This window comes from Flavobacteriales bacterium (assembly GCA_021739695.1).
Classification (GTDB): Bacteria; Bacteroidota; Bacteroidia; order UBA10329; family UBA10329; genus UBA10329.
In genome coordinates this window covers 164202-178746 of sequence record JAIPBM010000003.1, presented here as the reverse complement: position 1 = coordinate 178746, position 14545 = coordinate 164202, and the positions used below count along the sequence as shown (strand labels likewise).

Here is a 14545-nt window from a genome sequence, read left to right as displayed (position 1 = left end):
AATTATGTCTGAAAAACTTTTTACCCAATTTAAGTTGGGACCGATCACTTTGAATAACCGTGTGGTAATGGCACCAATGACCCGTAGCCGCGCCATCGGAAACATCCCAAACGAATTGATGGCCGAATATTACGGTCAGCGTGCCGAAGCAGGATTGATCATCACCGAAGGAGTAGCACCATCTGCCAACGGATTGGGCTATGCTCGTATTCCAGGTGCATTTAGCGCAGCACAAACGGAATGTTGGAAACTTGTTGCAGATACGGTTCACGCCAAAGGCGGAAAGATCTTCATGCAATTGATGCACACAGGACGTGTTTCGCATCCAGATAACATGCCGGAAGGAGCAAGGGTTGTGGCACCTTCAGCCGTACGACTGGAAGAGCAGATGTACACGGATGCCAACGGAATGCAGGATTTTCCTGAGCCTGAAGCGATGACTGCGGCAGATATTGAAGCCGCTATTGAAGAATACGTCACAGCTTCAAAGAATGCGATTGCCGCAGGTTTTGATGGAGTTGAATTGCATGCAGCCAATGGATACTTGATTGAGCAATTCCTTCATCCAACTACTAACCTAAGAACAGACGAATGGGGTGGTTCAATTGAAAACCGTAACCGATTTGCGGTGGAAGTGGCTAAACGTGTTGTGACCGCCATTGGTGGTGATAGAGTTGGTATCCGTCTTTCCCCAAACGGAGCATTCAACGGATTAGCACCATTTCCGGAAGTGAAGGAACAGTACGCGCAATTGGCTGCTCAATTGAAGAAGACTGGTATCGTTTACGTTCATATCGTAGATCATTCTTCTATGGGTGCTCCGCAAGTGGGAGATGATGTGAAAGCGGCAATTGCCAGTGGTTTTGCAGGAACGATCATTGTCAGCGGTGGTTTGGATAAAGATGCTGCCGAAGCAGCGCTTCAGGCTGGAAATGGCGAATTGGCGGCATTCGGTCGTCCATTCATTGGCAATCCTGATCTGGTCACCAAAATGAAAGAAGGCATCGAATTGACCGCACCTGATTTTTCTACGTTCTATACACCGGGAGAGAAAGGTTATACCGATTATGCGTTGATTGAAGCGTAAACGCTCACAAAATTGGAAACGAAAAGGGCAGTGAATTTTCACTGCCCTTTTTAATTCGTTTCAATCTAAATCACCCGCTTCATCCACGTCATTTTCAGTCATGGACTCAAAGAGAGCCAGTTCCGATTCTGATAGCAAGATCTCTTTTAGTGCAAGCACCACTTGTCGAGATGATTGAACAAAGGCCCTGTTCACCATTAACATATTCGTGATGTCGAGGTTCTTGATCTTACCCTGTGCGGTAGCCGTGGTTATTACGCTCACGAATTTTTCGTCCTCCTTTTTCAGGTGTTTCAGGATCTTGCCGAGTTTTCCTCCAATGTCCGAGTGGTCGGTTGCTTCCATCACCGAAACCAACTTCAAATAAAGTTCGATCATTCGCTTTCTAAAAAGCGCATTTTCCTCATTCAGCACGGCATTATCGGATGATTCAAATTCATCGAAGTTGTGAATCACATCTTTGATCGATTTGGTCGAATGAAGTGCCATTCGGGCCGCGTGTAATTGGCTGTTTACCAATTTCGATTCGTCCTTGCTCAATTCTGCCATTAGAATGGTAGAGGCAAAGGAGAATATCTCCGATTGCAGAAGTTTCAATCCATCATAATCATCTTCCTGCGAATGTTTGATCCGCTTTGACACATGCACGTTTTCATCCTCAAATACGAGACTGGAATCAATCCTTAGGGCATGTAGATTGTATTTCAGCGCGTTGGAAATGAAGTACAGCACTTCTTTGTGAAGTCCTTCGATGGCTGCATCGCTCACTTCAGCCGTCACGTTCTGAATGTACTTGGTGCTAATTGCCACTTTATCGGGAAACACCTTGATAAGCAGTTTGGAAAACAGTCCGATGAAAGGCATAAAGAACAGTACGCCAAGCACATTGAAAAGCGTGTGATACAACGCAATTCCCATCACCGCATCGTTGTTTTTCGGTCCGAGTAAGAGACTGATGAGCCAGACCATGGCAGGAAGCAGCAAAAGGCCAATAACTGCCGAGATGAAGTTGAAGGAGAAATGACTCAAGGCCACGCGCTTCTTGATCTGCGAAGCACCGATGGTTCCCAGAATGACGGTTACCGTAGTTCCGACATTGGCCCCAACAACCATGGCGGCAGCAGCGTTAAAGGCAATCACTTTGGCATTCAGTGCCGTCAGAACGATGGCGATGGTGGCGGAACTACTTTGCATCACGGCAGTGAGAACCAGACCGGCAAGTGCATAAGGAAGTATGCCGTAATCGGGTAGGGAAGTGATATCGAAAGTCTGTGTGAGTTGCTCGACACTCGTTTTCATGTAATCGAGCCCCATGAAAAGGAAGCCGAATCCTACCAAGAGCTTGCTGATGTTGGAATAACGAACCGAACGTCCGAGGAAGATGAGTCCCAATCCTCCGATGCCAATCAACGGCAGCGAATAATCTTCAATGTTCACCTTGAAACCGAAAAAGGCCACAAGCCAAGCAGTTGCTGTGGTTCCGATGTTTGAACCGAGAATGACACCGATGGCGTTTTCCATGGCCATGATGCCAGCGCCAACAAACGCAAGTACCATGAGGGAAACAGCCGAAGAGCTTTGCAGAATGGCCGTTACAAAAGCACCCGAAAGGACAGACTTTATCCTTCCGGTGGTGTAATTACGGATGAATGTCTTGAATGAACGGCCGGCCAAATTCTTGACCGATTCCTCCATGAGGAACATGCCAAACATGAAGATGCCCAGGCCTGCAAGTAATTTCCAAACGTCAAATGTTTCTGGCATATCTCTCCAATGTTAACAAATTGGAGGAAATCTAAACTGACTGGAAACAGAATGAAAAAAGAAAGGCATCCCATTTATCGGGATGCCTTTCAGATTCAAAGATATTTTTGATCAATGATGGTGATGTCCACCTGGGCCGTGTGCATGCCCGTGCTCCAATTCTTGTTTGGTCGCATCGCGCACATCAATGATCTCCACATCAAAATGAAGTGTTTCTCCAGCCAATGGATGATTGAGGTCGAGTGTTACCTCATCGCCTTCAATTTTCACCACATCGGCCATGCTGATTCCTTCGTTGGTTTCAACACGAACCTGCATGCCAACCTCTAGTTGTTCATCGCCATCGGCCTGAAATCCAGAAAGCGGAACGATATGTACATTTTCTTCGTGACGAAGTCCGTAGCCTTTTTCGGGTGCAACGGTTGCCTTCACCTTATCTCCAGCAGCTTTTCCTTCCAATTCTTCCTCTAAACCAACAATGAGATTGCCAATTCCTTGAATGTAAGCCAATGGTTCCTTACCTTCCGAAGAATCAATTGTTTCTCCAGTGTTGTCTTTTAATGTGTAGTGAATTAACACCACTTTGTCCTTTGTGATCGTCATATACGTTAATTTGCCGCAAACTTAGGAAAAGCACTTCAGAGCACCCAATTTGAACCCATGAACCAAAGTATCGAAACCATCCTCGAAAATCACTTCCCATCCATTTTGGATACGGATCTTGTAAACGCCATAAAGGAACACGCCACTTATAAAGAGGTGGAAGAAGGTGATCTGCTGATGGATATTGGCGCCAACATCCAAACCATTCCCATGATCATTTCAGGGTCGGTGAAAGTGATGCGCGAAGATGAGGAAGGTCGTGAGTTGTTGCTGTATTACTTGCAATCGGGAGAAACCTGCGCCATGTCGCTTACCTGCTGCATGGCGTATAAGCGAAGCGAGATCAGGGCCGTTGCTCAAGAGAAAGTGACCATGTTGGTTGTTCCGGTGGAGTATATGGATGAGTGGATGAAATTTCGAGATTGGAGAAGTTTTGTGATGAACACCTATCGCATGCGCTTTGAAGAATTGCTTGAAGCCTTGGACAGCATCGCGTTTCTTCGGATGGATGAGCGCTTGCTCAAATACCTTCAGGAAAAGGCCAACGCGCTGAACGCGGAAGAAATTCCAATGTCTCACATGGAAATAGCGGTCGATCTGAACTCATCGCGCGAAGTCATTTCCCGCATCCTAAAGCAAATGGAGCACAAAGGCTTGGTGAAATTGGGCAGAAACAAGATTCAACTCCTAACTCAATAGCAATTAAAGACTATTTCTTGGAGCTGAACTTCTGAATGGCAAACATTCCAGCCATCAACAGAAACGAAGGAATCATTACGTAATACAGTTCGCTGTGCAACACGCGCATGCCCCATTCTCCAAAGAACGATTCCACATCCACAGGCGAAACCTCAATCGGACGCCACGGTAGGAAATACCGCGTATTGTCGAAAGGAGCAAAGAAGGCAACTCCTTTTCCTCCGTTGGTCATGGCATCCAATAAGCTATGAGAAACACCACAGCAGAAGAAGTAGAAACCGATGGTCATGCTAGCCTTGGTTGCAAAAGCCAAATTCGAATAGAACACACGAACGATGAACAGGCCTTGCAGGTAGGCGAAAAGCAGCGAATGGAAAAAGCCCCGATGTCCAAATGGGTGATCATACGGAATCCCCAATTTGAACATGATCACATCAAAATCGGGGAATGTGGCACAGAAAATCCCTAAAGCAAAATACTTGTAGACCTCCTTTTTTGGAAATCGAACCGTTCCCAGCGCAGTGGCTGCTATTGCGTGAGAGAAAATGGAAGCCATAAGGGGTTGATGGCAAGGGTTAATATAGGGTTGTTATCAAAGGAACGAAATCAAATCGGAATCATCTCCTTATGACCGATTTCAGCGCATTATTTAACTTAAGTGAATTCGGTGTCCAATAGATTCTTCGAAGAAGTGGTGAAGCCAAAAGGTTTGTTCAACCCCTAATTTCTGACCGAATTGGGCAATGATGTACAAGATGGCCGCTGCGGCCGCAAATACAGGTAGAACCCAAAGGATTCCTGCATCTTGCTTTAGCGAGTACTGAGAAAAACCATACATGCCCAAAAACACGCTTAGGATACCAATGGCAGCATAGCCATACGTGAAAAAGGCCCAAACCATCGGGTTTGGACCATAATGTCCTCGAATGATGGTTCCATTGCCTTCCTCATCCTTTTCAAACGATAAACTAAGTTGAGGCGACCAGAAATGCCGGTCTTGCATTCTTATTCGAAGAACAATAAACCCAGGAATGATTTCTGCAGAACAGCCGCAGTCCATTTCTGCGAGATGTTTCCGAACAAGCTCTTCAATTTCGGTAGGTGTGAGGTTGTAAGTGGCCTTAAAGCGCGGGCGAATTCGGATACTGGTCATGAGGTTACAATTGGTAACATCAAGGTATGAATATGTCAGAAATCTAAACCAATATCGGTCTGCCTTTGAAAAGTTCTTTCAATTCTGGAGGCCCGGAAAAATGTCGGTCCGTAAAATCATCGAAGAAGCCTAACGATTTGTTCGAGAAAAGTTCGATAAGGTCATCTTGGGCCAAACCGCTGATCATGTAAGGAACCACTTCTGGAATGATCTTGCCGCCAATGCATCTGGCGCAAAGCGTGTATTCGTACAATTCCGATCGAGGTACGCCTTTCACAGAACACGTGTCTATCCATTCTGCCACATTGAACGGAATCGGTTCTCCGTCCTCATCTTCTGCTGGTCGCCATCGCGGACGCGAGCCGAAATCCAAGTTCTCGCTGAAATAGCGCATAATGGCCATTTTGGTCTCTGAAGAAAGTTCGGTTTCCATTTGCGCAATGCATTTGGCGCACATGGCATATTCAAAAACCACGCTTTTCAACTCCATTTCCGGATAGTGCCTGATGGCCCGTTCTATGGCGTAAGGTTGCGTTTCTTCCATCAAATTGCATTCGCAAACCAAACAGTTTGTGAAGGGTTGTCTGGTGTCTGAGTTATAAAATTCTTCAGGTATATCAGGAAATCGATCGTAATCCATGTACAAATATCAACTTTGCAATATTAACCGTAGCCCCGTTACTTTGCACTCCTTTTTTACGATAATGGAAACACAGGAAGAAATCATTGCGCGCCTTGAAGAACTGTTGGAACTACCGATAGATGAAACAATGCGAGAAGCCACCGAATTGAAGTCGGCTTTTTATGTATTGAACCATCAGAAGTTGGACCAACAGAAATTAGAACACCGCGAATTGGGTGCTCAAATGGAAGATTTTATTCCAATTCCAAATCCCTTGGAAGATACCTTCAAAGAGCTTTATAGCAAGTATCGCGACAACAAGGCCAAGTTCATTCATGTAAGGGAAGAAGCCGAAAAGAAGAACCTTGCGGAGAAAAAGGAAGTGCTGAAAGGGCTGAAAGAGCTAATTGATAACGAAGAGAACATCGGTAAGAGTTTCGATCGTTTCAAGGATTTTCAAGATCGATGGAAGAAGGTAGGAGCGGTTCCGAAAGAGAAAGTGGCTGAGCTCAGCAGCGATTACAAAGCAGAGGTTGATCGTTTCTACTACAACATCAACATCAACAAGGAACTCAAGGAATATGACCTTGCCAAGAACTTGGAGATACGCGATTCCATCGTTAAGAAATTGGAAGAGCTTTCAACGGCTGAAATCATCAAGGATATTGAGTTCATTTTAGCTGCAGCCAAAGAAGAGTGGGAAGAAGCCGGCCCTGTGAAACCAGAGGTTTTTCAGGCGCTTCGCGAACGCTATTACGAAGCTGTGAAGGTGCTGCACAAGAAGATCCAGGATTTCTATTCTGAACGAAAATCAGAAATGGAAACCAACTTGGATGCGAAAAAAGCGATGGTTGTGCGAGTGCTGGAAATGGCAGAAACTGATTCGAATTCGATCTCGAAGTGGAATAAGCTGACTGAAGAGGTAAACAAATTGCGCGAAGACTGGAAGTTGATCGGTCAGGTGGAGCGAAAGCATCATCATGCTGTTTGGGAAGAGTTCAAAGAAGCTTTAGATAAGTTTTTCGAGAAGAAAAAAGGATTGCTTGGCGAGGCCAGAGAAGGTTTCAAAGAGAATAAAGAGGCGAAGGAAAAGCTGATCGCGCGTGCCGAACAGTTGAAAGATAGCACGGAATGGCGCGAAGCTGGAGATAAGTTCAAACGTTTGCAGAACGATTGGAAACGTGTTGGTTCTGCTGGACCACGCGATGAAAACAAACTGTGGAGCAAATTCAGAGGCGTTTGCGATGAATTCTTCAACAGAAAGAAAGAGTGGTTCGATTCAAAAGATGACCGCGAAGCGGCTTGTTTAAAATCCAAAGAGGAATTGCTTGCCAAAATGGCCAATACTAAATTGGAAGGATCGAAAGAAGAAGGATTAGAAGCGATAAAATTGCTTGCTGCCGAGTGGGCTGCTATTGATCACGTGCCTAAGAAGGATGTAAATCGAATTGCCACTGAGTACGACAATGCCATTCAGAAGCTGTACGCACAGCTTAAAATGGACAAAGGCCAAGTGGAAAAGGTCCGTTTTAAGAATAAGGTTGAGCGAATGGCTGTTGGCGATAATGGAGTCGATCAGATCCAACGCGAAAGACATTACGTTCAGAAAATGCTTCGCGAGAAGAAGGACGAACTGATGAAGTACGAGAACAATATGGCGTTTTTTGCGAATGCCAAACCAGACAATCCGTTGTTGGTGAGCGCGCAAAAAAGCATCGAGTTGCTTAGAGCAGAAGTTGCAAGCTTCGAGGAAAAGTTGAAGCTCTTGAATGTTTCCGAAAGGAAGTTGGCTTAAGCCTTTTCAGGCTCGCTTAAATTCCATCTCGTTTCTCGCCAAGCACGCTGCTGGTGAGGTTTTAAGAATGTCCAAGCCACAATGCGACTGGTTTTGTTTCCTTGTCCCATTGGAATGGTCTTCACTTCAACCACTTCTGCGGCTTTAAGTGCTCCATACACACTTTTCAGGTTCGATTGCTTGGAAATGAGCGTGGAGAACCAGAACACTGAAGTAGAGAATTTCTTGCTTTCGTGAATCAGGTTTCTAATGAAGCGTTTTTCGCCTCCATCACACCATAGTTCCGAATTCTGACCACCAAAATTCTTGGTAGGAATAGCCACTTTTTTATGATTCAGATTGTTCACTTTTCGGAGCGTTCCTGCTTGTGCTTCTTCCAGCGAAGCATGGAAAGGTGGATTGCAAATGGTCAGATCTACCCTGTCTTCAATCCTGATCACGCCATACAACACATCTTTCGGGTTCGACTGTAATCGAATGTCAATCTTCCCTTCCAAAACCTCATTTTGTTCTACAATCACTTTGGCATTCGCAACGGCTGTTGGGTCAATATCAGTTCCAATAAACGACCAGCCGTATTCAATCGCTCCAAGCATCGGATACACGCAATTGGCGCCAACACCAATATCCAAACAGAGCACTCTGTCTCCCGTTGGAATGTTTCCGTAGTTACTTTCTCCCAAAAGGCCAGCAATGTGATGCAAGTAATCTGCACGGCCCGGAATAGGAGGGCAGAGGTAACCTTCTGGCACGTCCCAAAACGTAATTCCATAATGGTGTTTCAGTAATGCCTTGTTCAAGGTTTTTACTGCCAACGGGTCAGAGAACTCAATCGATTCATCCTGATAAGCGTTCAATTTCACGAATGGACCCAATTCCGGATGGCTTTCGGTCAGTTGTTTGAAATCGTAGCGTTCACGGTGCTTATTCCGTGGATGCAAACTCGACTTTACTTTAGGATGAACTTTCTTTTCGCCAGACATGGCCGCAAATGTATGGCTTCAAGTTAGCCGTGAGTTCAGAAATAATGAATTGCTTATTTGCCCTGAATCTGATTCAGCATCTTCTTCGCTTGAATGTGCAGCGAACGGTCTTCCAACAGATACTCTTTCTCAGGTTGCATGGATAAGGCACGCATCAAGTAGCTCTTTGCTTCTTCTTCATGGCCATTTTCAATTAAGGCTTCAGCATGATAGAAGTTGTTGCCGATATCGTCAGGATATTTGTCCACAACCTTACGTGTCATCACAAGTGATTTCTTCTTGTCTGGCCAACTAAGGATGAACGGAATTTTTGGAACCCGAAGATTCAAAACAGCCAAAGCCCTTTCCGGAACGCCTTTCCTGAACTCAGGATCAAGCTTTATCAGCGCTTCCATTTCGTGCTTCACCTTATCAACCACGCCTTCCTTTGCAGCTCTAAAAACGCCCATCACTTCGCCCCACTGACCAAGAGAACTCAAGTATTCAAAACGAAGTTCCTTACTCAGCGCAAATCTGGGAACGAGTCGGTCTCCGATCTCTTTCGCTAACTGAAACGTTTTCCTCTTGTCGCTATCTGTATCTTGCGTAAATCGCGCCTTAAAAATGTAGCTGCGCATCAGATAAATACCCGCTTCCAGCTCATTTTCGTGGCTTGCCAAAGCTTTGTTGAAGTAAAGAATCGCTTTGTCGATGTGTTCCGGTTTTGCCTGCAGACCAACGGCACCCGAAGTCCGCTGATTGTACCAACGCAATCCCTCATCAAAATTTCCTTGCGCCACAACCAAGGTTGATAACAGCATCAGCGAAAAAAATGTAAGAAATCGGGTCATCATCATCTGTAGAGCACTAAAATAAGATCAATTTCCGATGTATGCATTGGAACTCAAAAATTGTTCAAAAGATTATAGGGCGTGTCCCCGATGAAAAATCGGGGCCGGGCTGTTCGCTGTATCTTTTTTCAGCACGGGCACTGAGGTTCTCGAAATGTAAGTGAATGAAAAAAGGATGCCGCTTCCATCCCTCACGTTTACTTTGCAAGTTCTTGTCCGCAGTTAAACCTCTGTCTTGTTAACCGACCTTTTGTTGGCCGTTTTCAGCATGTTCATCGCTTTCGATAAACCTTCCATCGTCAGCGGAAACATGCGGTCATTCATAGCTTGCTTCAGAATCTGAGTCGATTCGGAATAGCGCCAACTGTCTTCAGGGTTAGGATTGATCCAAACGTGGTGTTTGAATTTCTGCGTAATCCGTTCCATCCAAACCAAACCAGCTTCGGGGTTATTGTGCTCTACGCTTCCACCAGGTTGTAAAATCTCCCAAGGCGACATGGTTGCATCTCCTACAATGATCAACCGATAGTCGTCATTGAATTTGTGCATCACATCAAACGTTGGGCTGATATTGTTGAATCGTCTTCTGTTTTCCTTCCAAAGTCGTTCATACAAGCAATTATGGAAGTAGTAGAATTCCAAATGTTTGAACTCGTATTTCGCAGCGCTGAAAAGCTTGGAGCACAGATCAATGTGGTCGTCCATCGTTCCACCAATATCGAACAGCATCAGCACCTTCACGTTATTCTTCCGTTCGGGTCGCATTTCAATCTGAAGGAAACCAGCGTTCTTAGAAGTCTTCTTGATGGTGGCACTCAGGTCCAATTCCTCTTCATGTCCTTGTCGCGTGAAAACGCGCAATCTGCGCAAGGCCATTTTTAGATTCCGCGTGTTCAGTTCCTCTTTGTCGCTTAGGTCTTTGAATTCGCGTTTGTCCCAAACCTTCACGGCACTTCGGTTACGGCTTCCTGCTTGTCCAACACGATAACCAGCCGGATTGTAACCATAAGCTCCAAATGGAGAAGTTCCAGCCGTACCGATCCACTTATTTCCGCCTTGGTGGCGTTCTTGTTGTTCTTCCAGCAATTCCTGAAAACGTTTGGCCAATTCTTCCAAACCACCCATCGCCTCAATCATGGCTTTTTCCTCATCTGTAAGGTTATTCTCAGCCATGTATTTCAACCAATCTTCTTGAATCTTAGCCAGATCAGGAGCAGACAATTTCATGCTTCCAGCCACATACTGACTGAAAATGGCATCAAAGCGATCAAGGTGTTCTTCGTGCTTGATAAGTATCGTTCGCGCCAGCGAATAGAAATCATCCACGTTCTCGCCCAAACCTGCTTTTGCAGCTTCCAACAAGGTCAGATACTCCCTAAGACTAACGGGAATGCCTTCTTGTTTGAGTTTGTAAAAGAGTTGGAGGAACAACAGACTGTTGAATTATGATTGGTGATTGATGATTTTTTCAACTTCCTGAAGGTTATTGGGAAGATGGTTTTTTGCCACGTCCCAAAGTATCTCGTAATCAATCCCAAAATATTCGTGAGAGATTCGATTCCGCAGATAATACATTTCTGACCAAGGAACGGATGGATATTTTGCCCTGATCTCAGTAGGAATCTTTTTGGCAGCTTCTCCAATGATCTCAAAGTTTCGGACCACCGCATCAACAGTTTTATAATCTCGCTTGAATTTTTCAAAGTCAATACCCTCAATGTACTCCGCAATACGAAGCATGGAAAGCTTCATGTCATCTAAATAGAGCAAATATGAACGATTTTCTTTTTTCAATCGATGGAAATGACGGTTTCAAGTATCTGCGTACGCAGTTGCTCTTTCAATGCAGTCTTAGTCACAAGATCGATCTTCCTACCGAAAGTTTGCTCAAGAAAAATTTCCAAACCGAAAAATTTCCAACCAATAGGCTTGTCCAAGGAAACAAGAATATCAATGTCGCTCGAATCCGAAGCAGTTTCGTTGGAAAACGAACCGAACACCCCAATTTCGTTCACGCCAAACTCTTTTTTAAGGTATGGTTTAAGCTCTTTAAGCTTCGCGAATATTTCGTTTGAAGTTGTCATAGAATCAAAGATACGATTGAGATTTTAGACCTAACCAATCGCAGGTCGCTCTTTATCCAAACATTCGTTCAAGTAACATCAGATCCTGCTCATTTTTGATGAGCGAACCTAAATGTGGCGGAAGTCTTCTTTCGCCATCGTTCGGTTCATCTTTCAAAAGATCATCTCTCAGAATCAAAGAGATCCAATCAACTAACTCACTGGTGCTTGGGCGTTTTTTGATGCCGTTCACCTTACGAATTCGGTAGAACTCGCCCAACGCACGGTTCAATAACTCTTCCTTTAATCCTGGATGATGCACATCTACGATCTGCTTCATCTGATCTTCTTCCGGGAAACGGATAAAATGGAACAGACACCTTCTTAGGAACGCATCAGGCAACTCCTTTTCGTTATTGGAAGTGATGATAACGATCGGTCGTTTTTTGGCTTTAATGGTCTCATTCAGTTCGTAGCAGAAGAATTCCATCTTGTCCAATTCCAACAACAGATCGTTTGGGAATTCGATATCGGCTTTGTCAATCTCATCAATCAACAACACCACCGATTCGTCCGAATCGAACGCTTTCCAAAACTTTCCTTTAACGATGTAGTTGGCAATGTCGTGCACCTTTTCGTTGCCCAATTGGCTATCGCGCAAGCGCGAAACTGCATCGTATTCGTACAATCCTTGCTGTGCCTTGGTGGTTGATTTGATGTGCCACGTGATGAGTTTCTTTCCCAACGAGTTGGCAATTTCGTGCGCCAAAAGCGTTTTGCCAGTTCCTGGTTCGCCTTTCACCAAAAGTGGTTTCTGCAAATGAATGGCCGCATTCACCGCAATCTGCAGTTCGTTCGATGCGATGTATGTTTTAGTTCCTGTAAAGCTCATTTCAATTAGGTTAATGCGTTCCAAATTCTCCAGCTTTCCTCAGCCTGTCTTTCCAACATATCAAGACCGTTAATGGTTGTGGCGCCTCGTTTTCTTCCATTCATTAAAAATACGGTCTCGGCCGGATTGTAGATCATATCATACAACACGTGTTCTGGCGTGATTGATTCGTACGGAATATCAGGAGCGCCATCAATGATCGGATACATGCCAATTGGCGTGCAATTCACGATGATGGAATGTTCCCAAATATCTGCTGCGGTCAATTCTTCATAAACGAAATCTCCTTCATCATGCGTTCTGGAAACAACGTTGCATTCCAGACCAAGTTCGTCCAAAACGTGATACGCGGCTTTTGCTGCACCACCCGATCCAAGGATCAAAGCTTGATCGTGACCTTTTACATGTGGTTCAATACTTTCTCTGAATCCGATCACATCTGTGTTCGAACCACGCAAACGCCAAGAATTCCCAGTACGATTGATTGAAATGGTGTTCACCGATTGAATGGATTTAGCACAATCGGTCATTTCGTCCAACATGGCAATGACCGATGTTTTGTAGGGAAGGGTCACATTCAAACCAACCAATTCGGGTTCTGAACTGATTATGTCCTCCAACTCGCCCAAGGATTCAATTGGGAAATTCAGGTATTCTGCATCCAAACCCTCAGATTTGAACTTCCTGTTGAAATATTGTTTGGAGAACGAGTGGGAGAGTGGGTAGCCGATAAGTCCGAATTTCCTCATCCTTTCTGCGATGCCATTTTTTCCATGATGAATACGAGAAGAAATCCTGCAATGCAAAGTCCAAGGGCCAGCCAAAGCTGCGATGCTTCTCCTGTCAATTCTTCAAAGCGCATTGGAGTAACGTTCGATTGAAGAAACGGAACTTCTTCTCCATGACTGTTGATTCTGAATTCGAGCGTTTCTTTCCATGGCCAAACTTTATTCAGCGAACCGATCATGAAACCAGTAAGCAACGCCATGGTCAGATTATAAGCTCTTTTGAACATCCAAGAAAGGACGTTCGAGAAAGAAATGATGCCGACAACACAACCAAGAATGAATACGATGATGTTTGTTCCGAATTTTATAATTGACTCAATATCAACAGCTTTTAACCCATCAACTAAACCACTGATAGACCCAAGAACAGTACCGTAAGCACCTAGTAAAAGCAAAATGAAACTTCCAGAAATACCTGGCAATATCATGGCACAAATAGCAATGCAACCAGCCAAGAAAATGAAAATCAGACCTTCAGGCATTTGAGAAGGTGCGGCAATGGTGATATAGAATGCAATGGCCACTCCTGCCACCAAGGCAATAATTTCCTTCATCCCCCAGGCTTTGATGTAGCGTCCAATGATGAGACTTGAGGCAACGATCAATCCGAAAAAGAAGGCCCAAAGCAACACAGGAAAAGTATCGAGCAAGTAGGTAATGCCTTTTGCCAGACTTATAACACTCGTGAAAATGCCTGCCAACAACACCACGAGAAAAGTGGCATTCGTCTGTTTCCAAGCAGCTTTTACGCCTTGATCCTTCAGTGTTTTAAAGACCGAAAGATTGAATCCTTTGATGGTTTCGAGCAGTTCTTCGTAAATACCGGTGATGAACGCGATGGTTCCTCCAGAAACGCCTGGTACCACATCGGCAGCGCCCATGGACATGCCTTTCAAATAGAGGAAAACGAAGTCTTTTGTGCTCCGTGAATTGGTTTCAGTGGCCATTAATACTTTTCCAAACTTTGATCAACCTCATCGGCCCAAGCCAAAATTCCTCCCTTCAAGTTATGCAGGTTGGTGAGTCCAAGCTGCATTTCTAAAGCATTGATAACGTTGGATGAACGTGCTCCACTTCGGCAATGTATTATTACCGGAATGTCTTTTTTGATCTCATACGCACGTTCCAGAATTTCTCCCATCGGAATATGTTCTCCGCCAATACTGCAGATCTCCACTTCCCAAGGTTCGCGCACATCAATCAATTGGAATGCCTTGCTGGCATCTTTCATTTCCTTCAATTGCAGAACAGACAGTTCTTTCATCT

Annotated in this window: 17 protein-coding genes; 3 read left to right on the top strand and 14 right to left on the bottom strand. The window is 44.7% G+C overall.

Annotation, left to right across the window (positions count from 1 at the left end):
* The first annotated feature begins 4 nt into the window (after nt 1–4).
* Nucleotides 5–1087 carry an alkene reductase gene (locus K9J17_03030; GenBank protein MCF8275684.1) on the top strand — a complete coding sequence of 361 codons (1083 nt, stop codon included), beginning with the start codon at nt 5–7 and terminating at the stop codon, nt 1085–1087.
* A 60-nt stretch (nt 1088–1147) separates the two neighbouring features.
* On the opposite strand, the gene K9J17_03025 is transcribed toward K9J17_03030, so the two are convergent.
* Together K9J17_03025 and K9J17_03020 are read right to left on the bottom strand one after the other, a co-directional pair.
* Nucleotides 1148–2851 carry a Na/Pi symporter gene (locus tag K9J17_03025; GenBank protein MCF8275683.1) on the bottom strand — a complete coding sequence of 568 codons (1704 nt, stop codon included), beginning with the start codon at nt 2849–2851 and terminating at the stop codon, nt 1148–1150.
* Between the two features lie 111 nt (nt 2852–2962).
* Nucleotides 2963–3454, bottom strand: a complete 492-nt coding sequence (locus tag K9J17_03020) for a peptidylprolyl isomerase (GenBank protein ID MCF8275682.1) — start codon at nt 3452–3454, stop codon at nt 2963–2965.
* Nucleotides 3455–3511: 57 nt separating this feature from the next.
* Here K9J17_03020 and K9J17_03015 point away from each other — a divergent pair, with 57 nt between their 5' ends.
* Nucleotides 3512–4153, top strand: a complete 642-nt coding sequence (locus tag K9J17_03015) for a Crp/Fnr family transcriptional regulator (GenBank protein MCF8275681.1) — start codon at nt 3512–3514, stop codon at nt 4151–4153.
* A 10-nt stretch (nt 4154–4163) separates the two neighbouring features.
* On the opposite strand, the gene K9J17_03010 is transcribed toward K9J17_03015, so the two are convergent.
* From K9J17_03010 to K9J17_03000, 3 genes are all read right to left on the bottom strand, one after another.
* Nucleotides 4164–4709 (bottom strand): metal-dependent hydrolase, encoded by a 546-nt coding sequence (locus tag K9J17_03010; GenBank protein MCF8275680.1) that lies wholly within the window; start codon nt 4707–4709, stop codon nt 4164–4166.
* Between the two features lie 93 nt (nt 4710–4802).
* Nucleotides 4803–5306, bottom strand: coding sequence for a hypothetical protein (locus tag K9J17_03005; GenBank protein ID MCF8275679.1), 504 nt, complete (start codon nt 5304–5306; stop codon nt 4803–4805).
* Nucleotides 5307–5349: 43 nt separating this feature from the next.
* Complete coding sequence (locus K9J17_03000) at nt 5350–5850, bottom strand: hypothetical protein (GenBank protein MCF8275678.1); 501 nt, start codon at nt 5848–5850, stop codon at nt 5350–5352.
* 160 nt (nt 5851–6010) lie between these two features.
* Between K9J17_03000 and K9J17_02995 the strand changes: the two genes are divergently transcribed.
* A complete protein-coding gene (locus K9J17_02995) occupies nt 6011–7723 on the top strand; it encodes a DUF349 domain-containing protein (GenBank protein ID MCF8275677.1) in 1713 nt (570 codons plus the stop codon).
* On the opposite strand, the gene rlmF is transcribed toward K9J17_02995, so the two are convergent.
* The 9 genes from rlmF to K9J17_02950 form a co-directional block, all read right to left on the bottom strand.
* Nucleotides 7720–8706, bottom strand: coding sequence for a 23S rRNA (adenine(1618)-N(6))-methyltransferase RlmF (rlmF, locus tag K9J17_02990; GenBank protein ID MCF8275676.1), 987 nt, complete (start codon nt 8704–8706; stop codon nt 7720–7722). The genes K9J17_02995 and rlmF overlap by 4 nt on opposite strands.
* A gap of 53 nt (nt 8707–8759) precedes the next feature.
* Complete coding sequence (locus tag K9J17_02985) at nt 8760–9506, bottom strand: hypothetical protein (GenBank protein ID MCF8275675.1); 747 nt, start codon at nt 9504–9506, stop codon at nt 8760–8762.
* A 252-nt stretch (nt 9507–9758) separates the two neighbouring features.
* Complete coding sequence (locus tag K9J17_02980) at nt 9759–10967, bottom strand: VWA domain-containing protein (protein ID MCF8275674.1); 1209 nt, start codon at nt 10965–10967, stop codon at nt 9759–9761.
* Nucleotides 10968–10979: 12 nt separating this feature from the next.
* Nucleotides 10980–11288, bottom strand: a complete 309-nt coding sequence (locus K9J17_02975) for a DUF86 domain-containing protein (GenBank protein MCF8275673.1) — start codon at nt 11286–11288, stop codon at nt 10980–10982.
* Between the two features lie 38 nt (nt 11289–11326).
* Nucleotides 11327–11620: a nucleotidyltransferase family protein gene (locus K9J17_02970; protein MCF8275672.1), complete on the bottom strand. Its 294-nt coding sequence runs from the start codon at nt 11618–11620 to the stop codon at nt 11327–11329.
* 52 nt (nt 11621–11672) lie between these two features.
* The gene (locus K9J17_02965; protein MCF8275671.1) at nt 11673–12506 is read right to left on the bottom strand and encodes a MoxR family ATPase; all 834 of its coding nucleotides are present in this window, start codon (nt 12504–12506) and stop codon (nt 11673–11675) included.
* Entirely contained in the window at nt 12497–13240 is a 744-nt protein-coding gene (locus K9J17_02960; GenBank protein ID MCF8275670.1) for a shikimate dehydrogenase, read from the bottom strand. The genes K9J17_02965 and K9J17_02960 overlap by 10 nt, the downstream gene beginning before the upstream one ends.
* Entirely contained in the window at nt 13237–14226 is a 990-nt protein-coding gene (locus K9J17_02955; GenBank protein MCF8275669.1) for a DUF368 domain-containing protein, read from the bottom strand. The genes K9J17_02960 and K9J17_02955 overlap by 4 nt, the downstream gene beginning before the upstream one ends.
* Nucleotides 14226–14543, bottom strand: coding sequence for a rhodanese-like domain-containing protein (locus K9J17_02950; protein MCF8275668.1), 318 nt, complete (start codon nt 14541–14543; stop codon nt 14226–14228). The genes K9J17_02955 and K9J17_02950 overlap by 1 nt, the downstream gene beginning before the upstream one ends.
* Between the last annotated feature and the right edge of the window lie 2 nt (nt 14544–14545).